This window comes from Amycolatopsis sp. NPDC004625 (assembly GCF_040609695.1).
GTDB lineage: Bacteria > Actinomycetota > Actinomycetes > Mycobacteriales > Pseudonocardiaceae > Amycolatopsis.
Genome location: NZ_JBEXKX010000001.1, coordinates 1 through 21,373 on the forward strand (window position 1 = coordinate 1; position 21,373 = coordinate 21,373).

General features: G+C 71.2%; 17 protein-coding genes. 12 read left to right on the forward strand and 5 right to left on the reverse strand.

The window, feature by feature from the left end:
* Positions 1-130: 130 nt before the first annotated feature.
* A complete protein-coding gene (locus tag ABZW17_RS00005) occupies positions 131-1,315 on the reverse strand; it encodes a glycoside hydrolase family 88 protein (protein ID WP_354808081.1) in 1,185 nt (394 codons plus the stop codon).
* Between the two features lie 351 nt (positions 1,316-1,666).
* On the opposite strand from ABZW17_RS00005, the gene ABZW17_RS00010 reads away from it, so the two are divergent.
* On the forward strand, positions 1,667-3,439 hold the full coding sequence (locus ABZW17_RS00010) for an alpha-L-fucosidase (protein WP_354808082.1): 1,773 nt from the start codon (positions 1,667-1,669) through the stop codon (positions 3,437-3,439).
* Here ABZW17_RS00010 and ABZW17_RS00015 read toward each other — a convergent pair.
* Positions 3,418-4,653, reverse strand: coding sequence for a hypothetical protein (locus ABZW17_RS00015; RefSeq protein WP_354808083.1), 1,236 nt, complete (start codon positions 4,651-4,653; stop codon positions 3,418-3,420). The two genes, ABZW17_RS00010 and ABZW17_RS00015, sit on opposite strands and share 22 nt — an antisense overlap.
* A 62-nt stretch (positions 4,654-4,715) precedes the next feature.
* On the opposite strand from ABZW17_RS00015, the gene ABZW17_RS00020 reads away from it, so the two are divergent.
* Both ABZW17_RS00020 and ABZW17_RS00025 read left to right on the forward strand, forming a co-directional pair.
* A complete protein-coding gene (locus tag ABZW17_RS00020) occupies positions 4,716-5,861 on the forward strand; it encodes an ROK family protein (protein ID WP_354808084.1) in 1,146 nt (381 codons plus the stop codon).
* A 304-nt stretch (positions 5,862-6,165) separates the two neighbouring features.
* Positions 6,166-8,097, forward strand: coding sequence for a S53 family peptidase (locus ABZW17_RS00025; RefSeq protein WP_354808085.1), 1,932 nt, complete (start codon positions 6,166-6,168; stop codon positions 8,095-8,097).
* 48 nt (positions 8,098-8,145) lie between these two features.
* Here ABZW17_RS00025 and ABZW17_RS00030 read toward each other — a convergent pair whose 3' ends face one another.
* Positions 8,146-9,699 (reverse strand): ATP-binding protein, encoded by a 1,554-nt coding sequence (locus tag ABZW17_RS00030; RefSeq protein ID WP_354808086.1) that lies wholly within the window; start codon positions 9,697-9,699, stop codon positions 8,146-8,148.
* A 131-nt stretch (positions 9,700-9,830) separates the two neighbouring features.
* On the opposite strand from ABZW17_RS00030, the gene ABZW17_RS00035 reads away from it, so the two are divergent.
* From ABZW17_RS00035 to ABZW17_RS00045, 3 genes are read left to right on the forward strand one after another with little or no spacing between them, the layout of a single operon-like run.
* The gene (locus ABZW17_RS00035; RefSeq protein ID WP_354808087.1) at positions 9,831-11,204 is read left to right on the forward strand and encodes a cytosine permease; all 1,374 of its coding nucleotides are present in this window, start codon (positions 9,831-9,833) and stop codon (positions 11,202-11,204) included.
* 45 nt (positions 11,205-11,249) lie between these two features.
* Positions 11,250-11,915 (forward strand): SDR family NAD(P)-dependent oxidoreductase, encoded by a 666-nt coding sequence (locus ABZW17_RS00040; RefSeq protein ID WP_354808088.1) that lies wholly within the window; start codon positions 11,250-11,252, stop codon positions 11,913-11,915.
* On the forward strand, positions 11,912-12,919 hold the full coding sequence (locus ABZW17_RS00045) for an S-adenosylmethionine:tRNA ribosyltransferase-isomerase (protein WP_354808089.1): 1,008 nt from the start codon (positions 11,912-11,914) through the stop codon (positions 12,917-12,919). The genes ABZW17_RS00040 and ABZW17_RS00045 overlap by 4 nt, the downstream gene beginning before the upstream one ends.
* Positions 12,920-12,923: 4 nt before the next feature.
* Here the strand turns inward: ABZW17_RS00045 and ABZW17_RS00050 are convergent, their stop codons facing one another.
* Positions 12,924-13,319 carry a hypothetical protein gene (locus ABZW17_RS00050; protein ID WP_354808090.1) on the reverse strand — a complete coding sequence of 132 codons (396 nt, stop codon included), beginning with the start codon at positions 13,317-13,319 and terminating at the stop codon, positions 12,924-12,926.
* Between the two features lie 205 nt (positions 13,320-13,524).
* On the opposite strand from ABZW17_RS00050, the gene ABZW17_RS00055 reads away from it, so the two are divergent.
* From ABZW17_RS00055 to ABZW17_RS00065, 3 genes are read left to right on the forward strand one after another with little or no spacing between them, the layout of a single operon-like run.
* On the forward strand, positions 13,525-14,577 hold the full coding sequence (locus ABZW17_RS00055; protein WP_354808091.1) for an ABC transporter substrate-binding protein: 1,053 nt from the start codon (positions 13,525-13,527) through the stop codon (positions 14,575-14,577).
* Positions 14,578-14,596: 19 nt separating this feature from the next.
* Positions 14,597-15,388, forward strand: a complete 792-nt coding sequence (locus ABZW17_RS00060; RefSeq protein WP_354808092.1) for an ABC transporter ATP-binding protein — start codon at positions 14,597-14,599, stop codon at positions 15,386-15,388.
* Positions 15,375-16,259 carry an ABC transporter permease gene (locus ABZW17_RS00065; RefSeq protein ID WP_354808093.1) on the forward strand — a complete coding sequence of 295 codons (885 nt, stop codon included), beginning with the start codon at positions 15,375-15,377 and terminating at the stop codon, positions 16,257-16,259. The genes ABZW17_RS00060 and ABZW17_RS00065 overlap by 14 nt, the downstream gene beginning before the upstream one ends.
* 420 nt (positions 16,260-16,679) lie before the next feature.
* On the opposite strand, the gene ABZW17_RS00070 is transcribed toward ABZW17_RS00065, so the two are convergent.
* Positions 16,680-18,215: a DEAD/DEAH box helicase gene (locus tag ABZW17_RS00070; RefSeq protein WP_354808094.1), complete on the reverse strand. Its 1,536-nt coding sequence runs from the start codon at positions 18,213-18,215 to the stop codon at positions 16,680-16,682.
* A 234-nt stretch (positions 18,216-18,449) separates the two neighbouring features.
* Between ABZW17_RS00070 and ABZW17_RS00075 the strand changes: the two genes are divergently transcribed.
* The 3 genes from ABZW17_RS00075 to ABZW17_RS00085 are packed head-to-tail and all read left to right on the forward strand — an operon-like array spanning position 18,450 to position 21,369.
* On the forward strand, positions 18,450-20,156 hold the full coding sequence (locus ABZW17_RS00075) for an acyl-CoA dehydrogenase (protein ID WP_354808095.1): 1,707 nt from the start codon (positions 18,450-18,452) through the stop codon (positions 20,154-20,156).
* Positions 20,156-20,602, forward strand: a complete 447-nt coding sequence (locus ABZW17_RS00080) for a nitroreductase family deazaflavin-dependent oxidoreductase (protein WP_354808096.1) — start codon at positions 20,156-20,158, stop codon at positions 20,600-20,602. Before ABZW17_RS00075 ends, ABZW17_RS00080 begins: the two co-directional genes overlap by 1 nt.
* Positions 20,599-21,369: a fumarylacetoacetate hydrolase family protein gene (locus ABZW17_RS00085; RefSeq protein WP_354808097.1), complete on the forward strand. Its 771-nt coding sequence runs from the start codon at positions 20,599-20,601 to the stop codon at positions 21,367-21,369. The genes ABZW17_RS00080 and ABZW17_RS00085 overlap by 4 nt, the downstream gene beginning before the upstream one ends.
* Positions 21,370-21,373 lie beyond the last annotated feature (4 nt).

Here is a 21,373-nt window from a genome sequence, read left to right on the forward strand (position 1 = left end):
GGAGGGTCGGCTCACCAACCGACCCTCCAGGTACGCGAACCGACGGTCCAGGTACGCGAACCGACCGTCCGGGTACGGACGAAGGGGCCCCGGCCTGGTGGCCGGGGCCCCTTCTGCGGCGTCACAAAGGTCAGTGGGTGTACTGCTCGTTCATGATCAGGAAGGCTCCGAGGCCGTGGAAGTCGTTGGTCTTGCGGCCGCGGCCGTAGTAGTACGACAGGTCTCCGACGTTGGTGCCTTCGCAGATGTCGGTGATGTTCGTCAGGCCGTCCGAGCCGACCGACACCTTCTTGAGCACGCCGGCGTAGCCGCGGTCCGCCACCGCCTGGTAGGACGACGGCAGGTAGCCGCGCTGGACGCCGCGGGCCATCGTGAACGTGTACATCGACGACGCCGACGTCTCCAGCCAGTTCTTCGAATCACCGCCGCGGTCGACCACCTGGTACCAGCGGCCGGTCGAGGCGTCCTGGTACCGCTGGTAGCCGGCCGCCAGGAACCGCACGACGTCGATCAGGGCCGCCCGGCGAGGGTGGTCGGCCGGGAGCACCTCGAGGATGTCGATGGTGGCCATGCCGAACCAGCCGATCGCGCGCGCCCAGTGGTACTTCGAGTGGTGGCCGGCGCCGGACGCCCACGACTCGGAGCCGTCCTCGTCGTAGGCGTGGTAGAGCAGGTTCTTCGCCGGTTCGCGCAGGTGGCTGAAGTACACGACGATGTTCTTCGCCGACTCCTCGAAGCAGTAGTCCCCGTCGCCGAACGCCGCGCCGTACAGCGCCAGGAACGGCTGGGCCATGTAGACGCCGTCGCCCCACAGCTGGCCGACCTTGCTGGTCGCGTGGAACATGCCGCCGTCGGACGTCCGGGGGTAGGACGGGAACCGCTTGCGCAGCTGGTCGGCCGCCGTCCTGTACTTCTTGCGGCCCGTCTCCGCGTACAGCAGCGGCAGCATCTGGCACGAGCGCATCGAGTCCAGGTTGCTGAAGCTGTTGGAGATGCCGCTGTCGGTGATGAACCGGTCGTACCACGCGACGATGTAGTCGAGGTACTTCTTCTCGCCGGTGCGCTTGTAGAAGAGGTACTGCCCGTAGAGGTACAGGCCCAGGGTGTAGCCCCAGCCGCCGATCTTGTCGGGCGTGTAGCGCTTCATCGTCGAGTCGATCACCGCGCGCGACCAGTCCGTGGGCGCCGCGCCGCCGATCGGGGGGAGCCGGTCCGCCGCCCACGCGACGGGACCCGTCGCGGCGAGCGCGCCCAGGGCGCCGAGGGTGCCGGCCAGGACCGCGCGCCGGGTCGGGCGAAGGGGGTGTTCGGACATTCATCGTCCCTTCGTGCATTGGCCCCGCGACGCGGTGAAAGGGTGGCCGGGATGCCGATCCGCCGTCCGTCGGCATCCCGACCAGCTCTGGGGGGCGCGGCGTGCTGCCCGTGTCGCCGGAGCGATGGTCTCGAAGCGAAAGCGCTTCCGGGGAAAACATCTACTCGCCTCCGGGACGCCCAGTCAAGAGAGATCGGATCTCTCGCGTCATATATCAGATATTTAACCCGAACGGCCGCAACGTGGATGTACCGGCCAGCGAAACTCGGCGGAAAGGTCGGATCTAAGCCTTGACCGGCGGTTGCGGCGAGGAGTACACCACCGAGTGGACCAGACCACTGGAGGTCGTTCATGGCAGACAGGTTCCTCCGCCGGGCGCTCGTCGCGTGCGCGTCGATGCTGGCGGTGTCCGGGCTCATCGCCGCGCCGGCTTCGGCCGACCTGCAGAAACCCTCCCAGCAGTGGCTGCGCGACAGCCAGGCGGGGCTGTTCCTGCACTGGGGCATGCGCACGTCACCCGGCTACACCAGCTGCAGCGCCTGGGAAAAAGCGATCACCGACGGCGGGTGGAATCCCGCCTACTGGGTCACCGAAGCCAAGAAGCTGCACGCGTCCTACCTCGTGCTCGCCTCCTTCCACAGCCGCCTCGGCTATTCCCGGGCCTGGCCGTCGAAGATCCCGGGCAGCTGCAGCACCAAGCGGGACTTCCTCGGCGAGCTCGTCGCCGCGGCGAAGCCCCAGGGCCTCAAGGTCATCCTCTACATGACCAACGACGCCCAATGGCACGACGAGGACGGCCACGAGTGGCTCGACTCGGCCGGCTACTCGAAGTACAAGGGCAAGACCGTCGACCTCGACAGCCAGGACGGCTTCGGCCAGTTCAGCTACGACAACTTCTTCGAGGTCATGAAGAACTACCCCGACCTCGGCGGCTTCTGGATCGACAACGACAACGCCTACTGGGAGTCGCACGACCTGTACCGGCAGATCTACCAGCAGCGCCCGGACTACCTGCTCAGCAACAACAACGAAGACACGCCGATCATGGACACGATCAGCAACGAGCAGAAGACCGGCATGACCCCGTCCTACGACTACCCGCAGGCGACCTACACGGCGATGCCGCGGCTCACCGAGGCGTGCTTCAAGCTCCCCGACACCGGCTCGTGGTGGTACGGCGGATCGAACTCCGCGGTGAACAAGATGCTCAACCTCGGCCGGTTCGTCACGAACTCGGGCTCGTCGATCAAGTCCCTGATGGCCGAAACGGCGATGGTGAACGGCAGGTTCCCGTCGAACCAGGAGGCGTTCAACAACTTCGCGAACACCTACCTCGACGCGATCTGGGAGTCCCTCGGCGGCACCCAGGGCGCCGGCTACATGTACGGCGGCATGCAACCGGGTTTCTGGAACGACGGCGCCCACGGCGTCATCACCATCAAGGGTGACGCGCAGTACGTCCACGTCCTGACCAAGCCGTCGGGGAGCACGCTCAAGATCCGCGACAACGGCTACCGCGTCAGCCGCGTCACGAACCTCCGCACCGGCGCGGCGATCTCGTTCGGCCAGGGCGGCGGCAGCCTGACGCTCTCCGGGCTGTCCGGCTGGGACACCTACGACACGGTGTTCAAGGTCGAGACGGCGGGCCGCACCGGCACCTACGACCCGAAGACCGTGACGCTCAAGGCGAGCGCGTCGGCCAGTGGCCACAGTGGACAGTCCGCGAGCGACGGCGACTACCTGACGTACTTCGACAACAACAAGACGCTCCCGGTCAACCTCGACTACGACCTCGGGACGGCGAAGAAGGTCCAGTACCTCGGCCTCAACCAGCGGGAGGATTCGGTCAGCTACGCCCGGTCGGACAGCGAGCAGTCGGCGCGGATCAAGGCGTACAAGGTGTTCGTGTCCGACGACGGCAAGGACTGGGGCAGCGCGGTGAAGTCCGGGACGCTGCCGAGCCACCGCGGCGTCCAGTTCGTCGACCTCTCCGCGGTGAACGCCCGGTACGTGCGGCTCCAGGTGACGAGCACGTACGCGGCCTCGAGCGACAGCACGCGGTACAAGCGGCTGCGCATCGACGAAACCTGGGTCGGCTCGGACTACGCGACCGCGGCGGGCTGATCCGCCAGGAGGTCGACGGTCAGGGCCGCGGTCCAGCTGAACGACCGGGTGCCGTGGCCGGCGCCGGTCAGCGGGTCCACGTACTCGGCGAAGTCCGTGCGGGCGGCGATCTCGACGAGGTCGCCGCCCAGCCGGGCGGCGAGGGCGAACTCGCCGTGGCACACCAGCCCGCGCCGGACCAGCCAGCCGATGTTGGACCACGACGGCCCGCGCCAGTAGCGGCCCGGGTCGAAACCCGGGGCGGTCAGGTCGTGGCTCGGGACGCCGTGCACCCGGCCGAGCCGGAACCGCGGACCGGTCGCGGCCGCCACCAGGGCCGGCGCGACCGCGAGGTCCGGCAGCACCAGCGGCAGCAGGCCCGCGCACGTGTACTCCGGGGTCAGTGAACCGGTGAGAACGTCGCGGGCGAAGAAAAAGCCGTCGTGCCACAGGGTTTCCTGCAACGCCTTTTCGATGCGCGCCGCGGCTTCGCGGTGGGCGCCGGACGGCAGGCCGAGTTCGTCGGCGATCTCGGCCAGCGCCAGCTCGGCGTCGGCCAGCAGGGCGTTGAAGCCGGGGTCTTCCACGGCGAAGGTCCCGAAGTCCCGGTAGCCGCTGTCCCGGTAGTCCGCGGCGAGCCGGACGTACCTGCCGTAGTCGTCGTCGCCCGGCCGGTCGCCGGCGGCGCCGTGCGCCAGGTCGCGGCGGACGAACCCGGTCGCGGGCGTGACGCGCGAAAGCGGGCCGTCCCAGGCCGGGCTGTTGTCCATTCCGGACTCCCACGGGTGCACGATCGCCACCAGCCCGCGGCCGCCCGCGTCGCGGTGCGTCCGCAGGTGGTCGTGCCACGCCACCAGCTTCGGGTACAGCGCGGCGAGGAACTGGAGATCGGGCGCGGTTTCGTGCACCGCGAGCACGGCGCGGGCGTGCACCGGCGGCTGGACCAGCCCCGACGTGCGCCCGGCCTGCCAGAAGGACGGCCCCGGGAAGTACGCCTCGGGCGGTGTCGCCGGGTCGAACACGATGTGCGGGACACGGCCGTCGGGCCACTGCGCCTCGAACAGCGTCACCAGCTCACGCCGGGCTCGCGAAGGGGAGAGGTGGCGGAGGCCGAAGGCGATGAAGGCGGAGTCCCAGCTCCACTGGTGCGGGTAGAGCGAACGCGAGGGCACGGTGGACGCGCCGAGCCAGTTGCCCGCCAGGACGGCCGCCGCCCGCTCCCGTGTTACGTTCATATGTCCAATCTATCTCCAACTTGTGTCTTGTCAATGGACAAAAGTCCGAAGGAGGCCGCCGGATGACCGCGCCGACCAGCGCCGGAGAGCTGCTGCAGCTGGTCCGGACGGGCCAGGCGAGCACGCGGAAGGCCCTCCAGGAACGCAGCGGGCTGTCCCGCTCGACGCTGACCGCGCGCCTGGAGCAGCTCCAGACGGCGGGTCTGCTCACCGAAGGCGGCCAGGAGGACTCCACCGGCGGCCGCCCGGCGCGGCAGCTCCGGTTCGCCGACCGGCACGCCGTCGTCCTCGCCGCGAGCATCGACACCATGCACGCCGAAGCCGCGCTGACCGACCTGGCCGGCCGGGTGCTGGCCCGCCGCGGCGGCGCGCTGCGGGTCGCCGACGGTCCGGAGCCGGTGCTCGGCCGGATCGCGGAGTGGTTCGACGCGATGCTGGCCGAGGCGGGCCGGCCGGTCTGCGGCGTCGGCGTTTCCGTGCCGGGCCCGGTCGAACCCGGCCGCGGGCGGGTCACCCGGCCGCCGATCATGCCCGGCTGGGACGGCTACCCGATCGACGCCTTCCTCGGCGCGCGCTTAGGCGCCCCGGTGCTGGTCGACAACGACGCGAACCTGATGGCGCTGGGCGAGCACCGCGCCCGGTACCCGGACTCGGCCGCGCTGGTCGTCGTCAAGGTGTCCACCGGCATCGGCGCCGGGCTGGTCCTCGGCGGCGAGGTGTACCGCGGGGTCGACGGCGGGGCCGGCGACATCGGGCACATCCGCCTGCCCGGCCACCCGGAGGCGCGGTGCCTGTGCGGCTCGCTCGGCTGCCTCGCGGCGGTCGCGGGCGGCGGCGCGCTGGCCGCCCGGCTGACGGAACAGGGCCTGCCGACGGTGTCGGGCTCCGGCGTGCGCGACCGGATCGTGGCGGGCGAGCCGGCCGCGATCCGGCTCGCCGAGGTCGCCGGCCGCCAGGTGGGGGAGGTGCTGGCGACGCTGGTCTGCGTGGTCAACCCGGGCGTGGTGGTGCTGGCCGGCGACCTCGCCGAGCCGCACTTCGCCGCCGGCGTCCGCGAGGTGCTCTACCGGCGGGCGCTGCCGCGGGCGACGCAGAACCTGCGGGTGGAGATCGGCGGCCGCGGCGAGGCGCTCGGCGGTGCGGTGGCGATGGTCGTCGACGCGGTGTTCGCCCCGGCCGAGGTGGACCGGCGGCTGGCCCGCGCGTGACGGCCGAAGTGCCGTCAGCCGCCGGACTGTCCCGAGTGGACGGAGCGCCCGACTTTAGTAGGTGGCGGGCGGCCGTCGCGCGTGGTCCGCGATACCGCCACGAACCGGACTTAAGGTGCACAATATAATAATCCTCGCGTTTTTCCCGCGACAAATCGGATTTCCGTACCACGCTTAACGGGGCGCGAATTCCTGTCCAGATAACGGTTCCGCAGGCACTTCCCGTGAGCGGAACACCGATCTAGTCTCAGCCGGTGTTCCAAGGCCCATTTACTGGGGGCCGCTTTCGAAGAGGGAGATTTCTGTGCGAAGAAGCTCCACCCTGCTCCTTTCGCTCGCGGTGGTGGGTGGCCTGACCGGCACCCTGCCGGCGACGGCGTCCGCGCAGGGGCGTCAGGACATTCCGCAGTCGCACCCGTTGTGGGCGAACGCGCAGGCGAAGGTCGCCGACACCGCGCCCGCCGCGAAGCTGAGCTTCCGGGTCTACCTGAACCAGCGCGACAACGCCGGTGCCGAGGCGCTGGCCCAGGCCGTGTCCGACCCGGACAGCGCGACCTACCGCCAGTACCTCAGCCCCGACCAGGTGCGCGACCGCTTCGCCGCCAGTGACGCGACCGTCAACGCGGTCAAGTCGTGGCTGACCGGCAACGGGTTCAGCATCGGCGAGGTTCCGTCGAACCGCGCCTTCGTCGAGGCCACCGGTACCGCGGCCCAGACCGAGAACGCGTTCGCGGTCGACCTCGGCAAGTACCGGGTCAAGGGCCAGACGCTGCGCGCCGCCGACAAGAACCTGTCGGTGCCGGCGAACCTGGCCGGCGACGTCCTCGGCGTCGTCGGTGTCGACCAGGCGACCAACCTGTTCAAGCCGGACCACGCCACCGGCTCCGGGACGCCGTCCGACGTCCCGCCCGGCCCCGGCTTCCGCAACGCCCGGCCGTGCAGCGCCTACTACGGCGAGAAGATCGACACCACCGATCCCGCCTACAACGGCAAGCAGCTGCCGTACGCCCCCTGCGGCTACACCCCGGCGCAGCTGCGCTCGGCCTACGGCATCGACAAGGTCGGCGCGGACGGCAAGGGCACCACGATCGCCATCGTCGACGCGTTCGCCTCGCCGAACATCTACTCCGACGCGAGCACGTACGCGAAGAAGAACGACCCGCAGCACCCGCTGAAGCAGAGCCAGTTCTCGCAGCACATCTTCCCGGTCAACCCGGTCCTGGAGCCGGCGGACCAGTGTGACGCGGCGGGCTGGTACGGCGAGGAGACCCTCGACGTCGAGGCCGCGCACGGGCTCGCGCCGGGCGCGAACATCCTGTACGTCGGCGGGTCCGACTGCCAGGACAACTCGCTCGACATCGCGCTGAACTACGTGGTCGCCGGCCACAAGGCCGACATCGTGTCGAACTCCTACGGCGACACCGGCGAGGACATCCCGGCCGACGAGGTCAAGGTGTTCAACCAGATCTCGCTGCAGGCGGTCCTCGAGGGCATCGGCGTGTACTTCTCGTCGGGCGACAACGGTGACGAGGTCGCGCGCCTCGGCACGCCGTCGCCGGACTTCTCCGCCTCGGCGCCGTGGATCACCGCGGTCGGCGGCACGTCCATCGCCATCGGCAAGGACGGCAAGAAGATCTTCGAGACCGGCTGGGAGACCAGCAAGTCGACGCTGACCAACGGCGTCTACGGCCCGGCCAACTACACCAGCGGTTCCGGCGGCGGCACGAGCCGGCTGTTCACGCAGCCCTTCTACCAGAAGGGTGTCGTGCCGGACGCGCTGGCGAAGAAGAACCAGACCGGCAACACCAAGGGCCGGGTCGTCCCCGACATCTCCGCGGTCGGTGACCCGAACACCGGTTTCCTGGTCGGCCAGACGCAGACCTTCCCGGACGGCGTCTACTACGACCAGTACCGGATCGGCGGCACGAGCCTCGCGTCGCCGGTGTTCGCCGGCATCATGGCGGTGGCCGACAGCTTCGACCACTTCCACCACGGCTTCATCAACCCCGTGATCTACAAGCTGACCTCCCGCACCCCGGCGATCAGCGACGTGAAGCACGTGGACGCCGCGGTGGAGCGCGTGGACTACGCGAACTCGACCGACGCCTCGGGCGGCCTGCTCACCTCGGTGCGCACGCTCGACTACCAGGGTCTGACCATCCACACGACCCCGGGCTACGACGACGTGACCGGCCTCGGCTCGCCCAACGGCCTGCTGTTCCTGTTGCTCGTCTAGATCGAAAGTCCCGTGAAGGCCCCTTCGCCGGTCTCGGCGAGGGGGCCTTCACGGCTTTTCGGCGGCCATCGGGATGACGGCCGTGACCGCGGTGCCGCCGGGGCCGCTGGTGACGTCCAGCTCGCCGCCGAGGGCCTGCACCCGGTCCCGCAGCCCGGCCAGGCCCGAGCCCTTTCCGGCGTCCGCGCCGCCGACGCCCGCGTCGGTCACCTCGACCCGCAACCCGGCACCGGTCACCGCGATCCGGACGTCGGCGCGCTCGGCCCGCGCGTGCTTCAGGGCGTTGGTCAGGGCCTCCGACGTCACGAAGTACGCCGTCGCCTCCACCGCCGCGTCGAGGCGCGGGACCGTGCCGACCGCCAGGGCCACCTCCATCGGGATCCGGTCGGCCAGCGACCGGACCGCCGCGGCCAGCCCCGCTTCGGTGAGGATGGCCGGGCGGATGCCGCGGGCCAGTTCCCGCAGCTCGGTGATCGCCGTCTGCAGCTCGTCGACCGCACCGGCGAGCACCGCCCCGAGCTCGGGCGGCAGCCCGGCGCCGGAGCGGCGGCCGGCCATCCGCAGCAGCAGCAGCACGACGCTGACCAGCCGCTGCTGGGCGCCGTCGTGCAGGTCGCGCTCCAGCCGGCGGCGCTCCTCGTCGCCCGCCGCGACCAGCCGCGCCCGCGACGCCCGCACCTCGGCCAGCCGCTGCTCCAGCTCGGCGGTGAGCCGCTGGTTGTCCAGCACCAGCCCGGCGGCCGCGTTGAGCGCGTCGATGGACCGGCTGTCCTTCCACACCTCGTCGTCCTGCACGAGCGCGGCCAGCCCGGTGCCGTCGCGTTCCAGCAGCAGGCGGACCATCTCGGCGTGGCCGACGCGGGCGCGCATCACCCCGGCCAGGAACGCCAGCGGCCACAGGCAGAACAGGATGCGGTACGCCTGCAGCAGCGGCCCGGACAGCGGGTGGGCGTCGCCCAGCGCGGTGCCCGCCCCCGACGTCAGCGCGCCGGCCAGCGCGATCACCACCACCGGCGACAGCAGCCGCCGCTGCGGCAGCCGCCCGGTCAGCCACCGGTAGAGCAGCACGACGACGACGCCCGCGCTGATCGCCGTCGCGGCGAGCCCGAGCGCGCGGCCGACCACGGGGGCGGCCTGCGAGTCGGCGGCGACGGCCAGCAGATCGCGTGGGTCGTCGTCGGTCAGCAGGCCGACCACGCCGATGCCGAGCACCACGACGTAGGCCGCGGCCACCAGCAGCCGCTCCCACCTCGAGCGGAGCCTGCCGTGCGGGAACGCGAGCACCAGGTGCGCGATCACCGGGCTGGACGCGGCCCGCAGCGGCACGGCGATCGTGTACAGCACCGGGTTCGCCGTGAACTGCAGGTCCTCCAGGAACAGGGCGACCCCGGCGAGGGCGATGAGCACGCCGATCGGGTTGGCCGGGCGTCGCACGTGCGCGACCGCGCCGGCGAGCAGGAACAGGAACCCGGTCGTGGTGCTGAGCGCGGTGTCGAGCGCCGGGTGGCTGCCTTCGCCGGCTTTCAGCGTCAGCGCGACCACGCCGAGCACGCACCCGGCGGCCAGCAGGGCGGTCATCGCCGACGTCCGCGGGTGCTGCACGGCGACCCTCCCGATGGGTCTTGGCCGGTGGTTGGCGCAGTCCGGTAACGGCTAACCGTGATTCGCCCGTTCGGGCCGTCGCGTTACACCACGCGGCTGCGCTTTAGGGTGATCCCGGAGGAAGGCGGAACATGAGCGCACACGGCTTGGACGCCGAGGTCTTCGGCGGGCGGATGCCCGCCGGCGGCGGGGACCTCGCGATCGAAACCCACGGCATCGCCCCGGTGCCGGCGGACAACCGGTTCGGCCGCCCGTGGCGGCTGTTCAGCGTGTGGTTCGCGCCGAACCTGACGATGACGGCGGTGTTCACCGGCACCCTCGCGGCGTCGCTCGGCCTCGGCTTCTGGACGGGCCTGGCCGCGATGCTCGCCGGCACCGTGCTCGGGTCGCTGCCGGTGGCGTACCTGTCGACGTGGGGCCCGCGCACCGGCACCGGCCAGCTGCCGCTCGCCCGGCTGCCCTTCGGCGGCGGTGTCGTGCTGCCCGGCCTGGTGCAGTGGCTGGGCTCGATCGCCTGGGACGCGCTGGTCGGGCTGTTCGGCGGCGACGCCCTCGCGGAGCTGACCGGGCTGCCGTTCTGGGCGGCGGTGCTGATCGTGCTGGTGCTGCAGTGCACGCTCGGCGTGTTCGGCTACGCGCTGATCCACCGCGTGCAGGCGGTGATGAGCGTGCTGCTGGTGCTGGCCTTCGCCGCGCTCGCCGTGAAGGTCCTCGCCGGGCACCCGATCGCCACGGCGAACACGGCTTCGGGCGCCGACCTGGCGGGCGGCGTCGTCCTCTTCACGACCGTGACGTTGTCGCTGGCGGTCTCCTGGGCGCCCTACGCCTCGGACTTCAGCCGGTACCTGCCGGCTTCGACGTCGTCCCGCAGCGTCTTCTGGGCGACGCTGCTCGGGCTCGTGGCGTCGTACGCGATCGGCGAGGGCCTCGGGCTCGCGCTCGGTTCGTCACTGGGCGACCAGACGGCGAAGGGGGTCGCCGGGCTGCTCGGCGGCGGGTTCCTCGGCGGGCTGGCGCTGGCGGTGATCGCGCTCGCGGCGGTGTCGTCGAACGCGATGAACGACTACAGCGGCTCGCTGGCCCTGCAGACGGTCGGCGTCCGGCTGCGGCGCCCGGTGTCGGCGGTGGTCGTCACGGTGCTCGCCTTCGCGCTCATCCTCTGGATGCACAGCGGCGACCTGTCGGCGAAGTTCCAGAACGTGCTGCTGTTCGTCTCGTACTGGATCCCGCCGTTCCTCGGGGTCGTCGTCCCGGACTGGTTCGCGCGCACCCGCGGCGGACGGCAGGTCGACGTCCTGGCTTCGGTTCCCGTCCGCCCGTGGGCCGCGGTGGTGGCCTTCCTCGTGGGGTTCGGCGCGGCGGTGCCGTTCATGAACACGACCCTCTACACCGGACCGGTCGCGGCGGCGCTGCACGGCGCCGACCTCGCGTACTACGTCGGGCTCGTCGTTTCGCTGGCCGCGTATTCCCTGCTGCGTGGCCGCACTCCGGTTGACCTCAAGTAATGTAGAGGTTTCACGATGGTGTGGTACCCCCACGAAGGAGGCACCATGCCCACCGCACTCGTCACCGGCGCGTCCGCCGGGCTGGGCCGCGCCCTCGCGGCCGCCCTGGTCGGTCGCCAGTGGACGGTCACCGGCACCGGCCGCGACGCGGCGGCGCTGGAATCGGCGGCGCGCGAGATCGGCTTCACGGCCGTCCCCGGCGACGTCACCGACCCGGCCCACCGCGCCGCGCTCGCCCGTTCCGAGCTCGACCTGCTCGTCAACAACGCCAGCTCGCTCGGGGTCAGCCCATTGCCGCCGCTGGCGCGCTACCCCTTGGCGGACCTGGAGGACGTCTACCGCGTCAACGTCTTCGCCCCCTTGGCGCTGACGCAGCTGCTGCTGCCCGCGTTGACCGCGGCCCGGGGCGCCGTGATCGACGTCAGCTCCGACGCCGCCGTGGAAGCGTACGAAGGCTGGGGCGGCTACGGCTCCGCGAAGGCCGCGCTCGACCAGGTGACCGCCGTTCTGGGCGTGGAACACCCGGACCTGTCCGTGTACGCGGTCGACCCGGGCGACCTGCGCACGGCCATGCACCAGCGGGCGTTCCCGGGCGAGGACATCTCGGACCGGCCGCTGCCGGAGACGGCCGTCCCGGCGTTCCTGCGGCTGCTCGACGAGCGCCCGCCGAGCGGCCGCTACCGCGCCGCCGACCTCCTGGTGCCGGCATGAACGTCCGGTTCGACCTGCCGCCGGACCTGTCGGCCTCGGCACCGCCGGAGGCCCGCGGGCTGGCCCGGGACGGCGTCCGCCTGCTGGTCGCTTCGCCCGCGGGCGTTCACCACACGGTGTTCTCGTCGCTGGGGGAACACCTGCGGCCGGGGGACCTGCTGGTCGTCAACACGTCCGGCACGCTTCCGGCCGCCGTCGACGCCCTGCGGGACGGGCGCCCGGTCGTGGTCCACTTTTCGACGTCGCTCGACGACGGTTCCTGGGTCGTCGAGCTGCGCGCCCCCGGCGGGCCGCTGCTCGACGGCCGCCCGGGGGAACGCCTCGGACTGCCCGGGGGCGCGTCCCTGACGCTGCTCGCCCCGGTGGTCCCGGGCGCGGCGCGGCTGTGGCGGGCGGAGGTGCCGCCCGAGGTGACCCGGTTCCTGGCCGAGGCCGGCCGGCCGATCCGCTACGGGTACGTCCCGCGGGCGTGGCCGCTGGCGGACTACCAGACGGTGTTCGCCCGCGAGCCGGGCAGCGCGGAGATGCCGTCGGCGGCCCGGCCCTTCACCCCGGAGCTGGTGACCCGCCTGGTGACGGACGGTGTGCTGGTCGCGCCGCTGCTGCTGCACACGGGGGTGTCCTCCCCGGAGGCGGGCGAGCCGCCCCAGGCCGAGCGCTTCCGCGTCCCGGCGGCCACGGCGGCGCTCGTGGCGTGGGTCCGCGGTCGCGGGGGCCGGGTGATCGCGGTGGGCACGACGGTGGCCCGCGCCCTGGAGTCGGCTTCCGACGGTGGTGCGATCGGCCCGGCCGAGGGCTGGACGGACCTGGTCCTCGGCCCGGACCGCCCGGCCGCGGTGGTGGACGGCATCGTCACGGGCCTGCACGCCCCGGAGGCGTCCCACCTGCTGCTGCTGGAGGCGGTCGCCGGGGCGGACGTGGTCCAGCGGGCGTACGACGCCGCCGTGGCGCAGCGGTACCTGTGGCACGAATTCGGCGACGTGTTCCTCCTGCTGCGCCGCTGACCGCCTACTGGCGCACTTCGGCGGCGTGGCGGCGCGACCGGATCATGCCGGAGACCGTCACCACCGCCACCCCCAGCCCGACGCCGCTGACGATCGACGCCACCAGGCTTGCCGTCCCGGTGGCCAGGCCGAACGCCCCGGCCAGGTACACCGGGATGGAGATCGCCACCGGCAGCCAGTTGCGCAGGGTGAACGCGCGGTCCGACGCCACCCACAGCACCAGCGTCACCGCCGCGGCGGTGACGACCGGGATCGCCCACACCACCATGCCCGTCAGCGCGTCCATGCCGAGTGACCTGAGCCACTCGAACGACGCCTGGCCCAGCCCGATGAACAGCAAGACCAGCGCCACGCGGACGCCGGCGACCCCGTGGCCCCGTCGGTGTGCGGTGCTCGTCATGACTTCCTCCCGATTCCGTGGTCACCCATACCACGTCCGGGTGACGCGAGCGGTTGCCCGCGCCGGCGACTTTCTCGCGGTCAGTAGGCGCCGGGGCCGCCGATGTCAAGAAATCTCACGAGGTGTCCCGGGATGCGGATGGCTATGCGCCTGAGTGGGTGACCGTGCGAACCTCGCCCGGACACCGACGAAAGGCGATGCCGACGTGCGCACCTCCCGGAGAACCCTGGCCTCGGCGCTGGCCGCCCTGACCGTCGTGGGCGTGCTCGCCGGCTGTTCGCGAGCGGACAGCAGCACCGCGCCGGCCGCGAACCAGGGCGCCGCCGGGGAGGTCCGCGTCGGGTTCTTCCCGAACGTCACGCACGCCCCCGCGCTGATCGGCGTCAAGAAGGACTTCTTCAAGACCGAGCTCGGCTCGACCAAGCTCACCACCCAGACCTTCAACGCCGGCCCCGAAGAGGTCAACGCCCTGCTCGGCGGTTCCCTCGACGTCGCCTTCCTCGGCTCCGGCCCGGCGATCAACGCCTTCACCAAGTCCAAGGGCGCCATCCAGCTGATCTCCGGCGCCGTCTCGGGCGGCGCGCAGCTGGTCGTCAAGCCGGACATCACCAGCGTGGAGGGGCTCAAGGGCAAGAACATCGCCACCCCGCAGCTGGCCAACACCCAGGACGTCGCGCTCAAGAAGTTCCTCGCCGGCAAGCAGCTGACCGGCCAGGTCAAGATCACCAACCTCGACAACCCGAAGACGCTCGACGCCTTCAAGAAGGGCGAGGTCGACGGCGGCTGGCTGCCCGAGCCGTGGGCGTCCCGGCTGGTCCTCGACGCCGGCGCGAAGGTCCTGGTCGACGAGAAGACGCTCTGGCCGGGTGGCCGCTTCCCGACCACGGTCGTCATCGTGCGCAGCGAGTTCCTGCAGCAGCACCCGGACACCGTCCGCGCGATCCTCAAGGGCGAGCTGGCCGCGATCGACTGGGCCAAGACGAACCCGGCGGAGGCGAAGACCGTGGTCAACGGGGCGCTCAAGGAGCTGGCCGGCAGTACCCTGAGCGCAGCGGTCCTGGACCGCGCCTTCTCCGGCATCGAGCTGACCACCGACCCCATCGCCGCCGAATTCCCGCAGCTCGCACAGGACTCGGTGACGGCCGGCGTGGTGAAGTCGGCCGTGGCGCTGAAGGGCTTCGCCGACTTCGGCCCGCTGAACGAGGTCCTGAAGGCCAAGAACCTGCCCGCCGTCGACGCTCCCGAACTCGCGAAATGACCCGGAGAGGCAGCCAGCGATGACCACCACCCTCCCCACCGGCCGCACCCATTTCACCGGTGCGACCGCGGTCCGGCTCGACGGCGTGCGCAAGACGTTCGGCACGGCCGGGCGTGCGGTCGTCGCGCTCGACGGCGTCGACCTGACGGTGGCGCCCGGCGAGTTCGTCTGCCTGCTCGGCGCGTCCGGCTGCGGCAAGAGCACGCTGCTGAACCTGGTCGCGGGGCTCGACGCGCCGTCGGCGGGGGAGATCACGCTGAACACGTCACGGCCCGCCGTGATGTTCCAGGAGGCCGCCCTGATGCCGTGGCTGACCGCGGCCCGCAACGTCGAGCTGCCGCTGCGGCTGGCCGGGTTCGGCCGCGCCGAGCGTCGAGAAAAGGCCGCTGAGCTGCTGGAACTGGTCCGGCTTACGGACGCGGGCGGCAAGCGGCCGCACGAGCTGTCCGGCGGGATGCGGCAGCGCGTCGCGCTGGCCCGAGCCCTGGCGGCGACCCTGCGCGTCGGCGGCGACCCGGAACAGGCGCTGCTGCTGATGGACGAGCCGTTCGCCGCGCTCGACGCCATCACCCGGGACGTCCTGCAGGGCGAGCTGCTGCGCGTCTACCGCAGCACGGGCACGTCGGTGCTGTTCGTGACGCACGATGTGCGCGAGGCGGTCCGGCTCGGGCAGCGCGTGGTGCTGCTGTCGTCGCGGCCCGGCCGGGTCGTGCGCGAGTGGACGGACGTCCCGCTGGCCGACGCCGAGGAACTGACCGAGGAGATCACCGGGCACCTGCGCGAGGTGATCAGCACCCATGCCGCAGCTTGACCGGCCCGCCGAAGCCGACCTGGAGCAGGTCGGCGCCGGGCTGGATTCGCTCGACGCCCCGATCGGCGAACGCCGCCCGGGATTCTGGAAGCGGTTCGCCTGGGGGTTCCTGCCCCCGCTGGGCGCGCTGGTCCTGCTGGTGGTGGTCTGGCAGATCCTGTGGGCGGCGGCGTTCTGGCCGGAGTCCCAGCTCCCGGCCCCGGCGGCGGTGTGGAGCGAGTTCTGGGGCATCGTCGCCGACGGCCAGGTGTTCGGGTTCGTCTGGACGTCGGTGCACCGGGCGGCGCTGGGGTTCCTCGCCGGTGTGGTGATCGGTACTCCGCTCGGCCTGGTGGTGGCGAAGGTCCGGGTGGTGCGGGCGGCGATCGGGCCGTTGCTGACGGGGCTGCAGAGCTTGCCTTCGGTGGCTTGGGTTCCGGCGGCGATCCTGTGGTTCGGGATCAATGACGGGGCGATCTACTTCGTGGTGCTGATGGGGTCGGTGCCGTCGATCGCGAACGGGCTGGTGTCGGGGATCGATCAGATTCCGCCGATTCTGCCTCGGGTGGGGCAGGTCATGGGGGCCAATCGGTTGTCCTCGGCTCGGCATATCCTGTTGCCGGCGGCTTTGCCGGGGTTTTTGGCGGGGTTGAAGCAGGGGTGGGCGTTTTCCTGGCGGTCGTTGATGGCGGCTGAGTTGATTGCTTTGTCGCCTCAGTTGGGGATTGGGCTGGGGGCGTACTTGAACCAGGGGTCGTCGTTCAACAGCATGGAGACTGTTATTGCGGCGATCTTTCTTATTCTGCTTGTTGGGGTGGGGATTGAGCTGCTTGTTTTTCGGCCTTTGGAACGGGCTGTGCTTCGGGCTCGGGGGTTGACTTCGTCGCTGTAGTTGGCTTTTGAAGACTGTCCTCGCCGGACGGGCAGGCTCTGGGATGACCCTTGGGTTTTGCTTTTTGCTCGGCTTTTCGTGGGGTCGCTGGGTGGTCATCCCGTCGCCTGATTGAGGCCTATCACTTTGAGCCAGGCCCGCAAGGTTGGGTTCTTTGTCCTGCGTTGCGCTGGGGGTTGCGGGCCTGGCTCAAAGTGATTTGACGGCCTCAGACGACGGGATGACCACCCAGCTTGTTTTGGGGTTGCCGGGGGTGCGTGGAGTGGTTTTGTTGCCTTGCAAAAACGGGCATCACGTGTGTCTGGAGGGGCATCGCGATGATGCCCCTGCAGACACGTGTGATGCCCGTTCAATCACGCGTGATGCCCGTCTGGACACACGTGGTGCCTCTCCAGGCACGTGTGGTGCCCGTCCAGACGCCTAGCGGGGGCGGCGGGCGCCTGCTCGGGTGCCGGCCGAGAACGCTGCTGCGCCGCCCGTTCGGCGGCTCGCCGCCGCTGGGGCTCCGGCCGCTCCGCTGCTGCGGCGACCGCTTGTCGCCGGGGCTCCCGCTCGGCCTGTGCCGGCCGCCTTTGCTGCTCCGGTTGAGCGGCGCTGGGCCTGGCCGGCTCGGGATGTTGTTGACGAACGCTGCTGCTGCTCTTCGCGCCGCCCCTGTCCGTTTGCTCGCGAACGCTGGCCGCCGCGGTTCTCCTTCGGTGCCGTCGATCGGCGTCCGCGACCTCCGCTGCCGGGGGCTGCTCCCGTTGCCGAGACCTTCTTCGGGCGGTTGTCCACCGCGGGGGCCTTCGAGAACGTTCGCTCGCCCGGGGCCAGCTCCGCCAGGAGCGGGTGGCCCGGGCCCAGCTGGGTCGTCGTCGGCTTGATGCCCGCCTTGCGCGTCAGGTCGCGTACGTCCCTGACCTGCGCGTCCGTCATCAGCGTCACCACCGTGCCCGACGCACCCGCGCGGGCCGTGCGGCCCGACCTGTGCAGGTACGCCTTGTGCTCCACCGGCGGGTCCGCGTGGATCACCAGGCGGACGTCGTCGACGTGGATACCCCGGGCCGCGATGTCCGTGGCCACCAGCGTGCGAGCCGTTCCGGACGAGAACGCCTCGAGGTTGCGGGTGCGTGCGTTCTGGCCCAGGTTGCCGTGCAGCTCCACCGCCGGCACGCCCGACGCCACCAGTTTCCGCGTCAACGCCTTCGCGCGGCTCTTCGTCCGCGTGAACACCAGCGTGCGGCCCGGCGCCGCCGTCAGGTCGACCAGGACCGGCAGGCGGTGGGTCTCCTCCAGGTGCAGGACGTGGTGCTCCATCGTCGACACCGGGGACTGCGCCGAGTCGACGCTGTGCAGCACCGGGTCGTCCATGAACCGCTTGACCAGCACGTCGACGCCGTTGTCCAGGGTCGCCGAGAACAGCAGCCGCTGGCCGCGGTCCGGGGTTGCGTCCATGATGCGGCGGACCTCCGGGAGGAAGCCCAGGTCGGCCATGTGGTCGGCCTCGTCCAGGACCGTGATCTCGACGGCGTCGAGCTTCACGTGCCCGGAGCGCATGTGGTCGGCGAGCCGGCCGGGGCAGGCGACGACGATGTCGACGCCGTCGCGCAGGCGGGTGATCTGCGGGTTCGCGGACACCCCGCCGAAGATGGTCGTCGCCTTGAGCCCCAGTGGGCGGGCCAGGGGCAGGATCGACGCCTCGATCTGCGTCGCGAGCTCGCGCGTCGGCGCCAGGATCAGCGCGCGGGGGCGGCCCGGCTTGCGCCGCGTCGGGCCCGCGGCCAGGCGCGCCAGCACGGGCAGCACGAAGCCGTACGTCTTGCCGGAGCCGGTCCGGCCGCGGCCGAGGACGTCCCGGCCGGCGAGGGTGTGCGGCAGGGTCGCCGCCTGGATCGGGAAGGGCTCGGTGACGCCCTGCGTGGCCAGAGCGGCCACGAGCGGGGTCGGCAGGCCCAGTTCAGCGAAAGTGCTCATAAGTCGTGCGGGCACGCGAGTGCCCTGGTCTCCGTAACCTGAGAAGGGTTGTCCTGCCCGGCGCAGACCGGTCAACGGCCGCGGCGCGTGGTAGTCGACAACAGCAGCGGGCCGAGGCAGAACTGAGCGGCCCGCATGATCAGTATACCCAACGAGAGTGACCTGCCCCCAGTGAGATTGCCCGCACTCGGGTGACCTTGCTAAGTTACCGGTCGGTAATCGAGGAGGACGACCATGCTGCTGAACCCGCGCGAGTACGACCCGGCGCACTTCGACGCCGAGACGCGGCGCCTGCTGCGCGCCACCATCGACTGGTTCGAGCAGCGCGGCAAGGCGAAGCTGACCGAGGACTACCACAACCGCACCTTCTACGCGGACTTCATCGAGTTCGCGGGCAAGGAAGGGCTGTTCTCGACCTTCCTGACGCCCTCGGCGAACGCCGAGGGCAACCCCGACAAGCGCTGGGACACCAGCCGCGTCGCCGCCCTGTCGGAAATCCTCGGCTTCTACGGCCTGAACTACTGGTACCCGTGGCAGGTCACCATCCTCGGCCTCGGCCCGGTGTGGCAGAGCGCCAACGCGCAGGCGCGCAAGCGCGCCGCGGACGCCCTCGACGCCGGCGGCGTCGGCGCGTTCGGTCTGTCCGAAAAGGACCACGGCGCCGACATCTACTCCTCCGACATGGTGCTCGCGAAGGACGGCGACGGCTACCGCGCCACCGGCTCGAAGTACTACATCGGCAACGGCAACTGCGCGCGCACGGTGTCGGTCTTCGGCCGCATCGACGGCGTCGAGGGCCCCGGCCAGTACGTCTTCTTCTACGCCGATTCCGAGCACCCGAACTACCACGTCGTCAAGAACGTGGTGCCGTCGCAGATGTACGTCGCCGAGTTCCGGCTCGAGGACTACCCGGTGCGCGCCGAGGACATCCTGCACGTCGGCGCCGAAGCCTTCAGCGCCGCGCTGAACACGGTCAACATCGGCAAGTTCAACCTCTGCTTCGGCGGCATCGGCATGGCGACGCACTCGCTGTACGAAGCCGTCACGCACGCGCACAACCGCGTCCTGTACGGCAAGCCCGTCACGGACTTCCCGCACGTCCGGCGCGAGTTCGTCGAGGCGTACGCGCGGCTGACCGGGATGAAGCTGTTCTCCGACCGCGCCGTCGACTACTTCCGCAGCGCGAACCCGGACGACCGCCGCTACCTGCTGTTCAACCCGATCACCAAGATGAAGGTGACGACGGAGGCCCAGAAGGTGATCGGCCTGGTCGCCGACGTCGTGGCGGCCAAGGGCTTCGAGGCCGACACCTACCTGGCGATGTCCAAGAACGACATCGACGGCCTGCCGAAGCTCGAAGGCACGGTGGCGGTGAACCTGGCGCTGATCGCGAAGTTCATGCCGAACTACCTGTTCGCGCCGCAGGAGTACGCGCCGGTCGGCACCCGCACCGACGCCGCGGACGACGAGTTCCTCTTCCGCCAGGGCCCGGCGCGCGGCCTGTCGAAGGTCCGGTTCCACGACTGGAAGACCGCCTACGCCGAAGCCGCGCACGTCCCGAACGTCGCCCTGTTCACCGAGCAGGCCGGCTACCTGGTCAAGCTGCTCACCGAGGCGGCGCCGGACGAGGCCCAGCAGGCCGACCTCGACTTCGGGCTCGCGCTGACCGAGCTGTTCACGCTCGTCGTGTACGGCCAGCTGATCCTGGAGCAGGCCCGGATCACCGGCCTCGACGACGAGGTCGTCGACCAGATCTTCGCCGTGATGGTGCAGGACTTCAGCGCCGCCGCGGTGGACCTCAACGGCAAGGCGAGCTCGACCGAAGCCCAGCAGTCGATCGCCCTGGCCGCGCTGCGCAAGCCGGTGGTGGACGCCGGGCGGTTCGAGAACGTCTGGGCGCGGGTGCGCGACCTCTCCGGGGTCTACGCTATGCACCCGTGATGGCGCGGAAGTACCGGCTCGGCGTGGCGCGCAAGACCGTCAACGCCGGAGTGAAGGCGTTGCTGGCCCGCGGGATCCCGGCCGCGGGTGGCACCGGGTTCCTGCTGACCACGCGGGGGCGCAAAAGCGGCACCGACCGGACCACGCCGGTCAACGTCGTGGAGACCGGCGGCGAGCGCTGGCTCGTGTCGCCGTACGGGCAGGTCGGCTGGGTGCACAACCTGCGCGCCGACCCCACCGCCCGGCTGTGGCGCGGCCGCCGGCGCGAGACGTGGGAGGTCGAGGAGGCCGGCGCCGCCGCGGCGGGCCCGGTGCTGCGCGCGTACGTCCGCAAGATCCCGGTGACGGCGCCGTTCTTCGACGCGAAGCCGGGCGACCCGGCCGAGGCGTTCGCCGCGGAAGCCGATCGACACCCGGTCTTCCGGTTGGCAAGATCGCGCGGGTGAACCGAGCGCGGGCGGCGGAGCTGATCTGGGACGCGTGGCGCAGCGGCAAGCGGCTGGACGGCCTCCCGGACGACGTCCGCCCGCGCGACCTCGCCGAGGGCATGGCGGTGCAGGCGGCGCTCGCCGACCTGGCGGGGCCCGTGTCGGGCTGGAAGATCGCCGCGACCACGGTGTACGCCCGCCAGTACCTCGACGTCCCCGGGCCGCTGCCGGGCGCGATGTTCGAGCGGTTCCACCACGCCGAGGGCGCGCCGGTGCCGGCGGACACGATGACGATGGGCGTCGCGGAACCGGAGTTCGCCTTCCGGCTCCGGGCCGACCCGGGCCCGTCGCCCTCCCTGGCGGCGGTGCTCGACGCGGTCGACACGATGTTTTTGGCGATCGAGCTGCCGGACAGCCGCTACACCGACCACCGCCACGCGGGCGGCCCGCAACTGCTGGCCGACGCGGCGTGCGCGGGCCGGTTCGTCGAGGGTCGCCCGGTGCCGGGCTGGCGCGACCTCGACCTGCCCCGCCGTCCGGTGATCCTGCACGCGGACGGCGAAGAGTTCTCCCGCGGCAGCGGCAGCCTGGTCCTGGGCGATCCGCGGCTGGCGCTGCACTGGCTGGCGATGGAGCTGCCCCGCCACGGCCGGTCGCTGCGCCCGGGCGACATCGTGACGACGGGCACGGCGACCCCGCCGTGCCCGATCCACGCGGGCGGGCACGTGGTGGCGGACTTCGGCGAGTTGGGGAGCGTGGAAGTGCGGTTCACGTCGCTAGAGTGATCGG